Here is a 259-nt window from a genome sequence, read left to right as displayed (position 1 = left end):
AGCCATAGCAGACAAACAGCAGCGTGCTGATCGTTTGTGTGAGCTTAATGTGATGGAGCAAGTTAAAAACGTATCGCAAACCTCTATCGTGCAAAATGCGTGGCGCAATGGCCAAGAGCTATCGGTACATGGTTGCATCTATTCGATTCAAAACGGCATTCTTAATACATTGGACATTTCACGAACCGGACTAGAATAAATGTTGTAATGACATATTGCAGACATAAAAAAACGCGGCTAATGCCGCGTTTTTATTGCG

1 protein-coding gene is annotated in these 259 nt (G+C 42.5%); it reads left to right on the top strand.

What is annotated here, in order from left to right; all coding sequences use genetic code 11:
- Positions 1 to 199: carbonic anhydrase (locus tag Q4528_RS14505; protein WP_303522348.1), on the top strand; the 199-nt coding region annotated here is incomplete at its 5' end.
- Positions 200 to 259: the final 60 nt, after the last annotated feature.

Origin of the sequence: Staphylococcus pasteuri (assembly GCF_030547725.1) — a bacterium.
GTDB classification, from domain to species: Bacteria; Bacillota; Bacilli; order Staphylococcales; family Staphylococcaceae; genus Staphylococcus; species Staphylococcus pasteuri.
The sequence above is the reverse complement of the archived record's forward strand: the minus strand, read 5'-3'. Positions and strand labels throughout refer to the sequence as shown.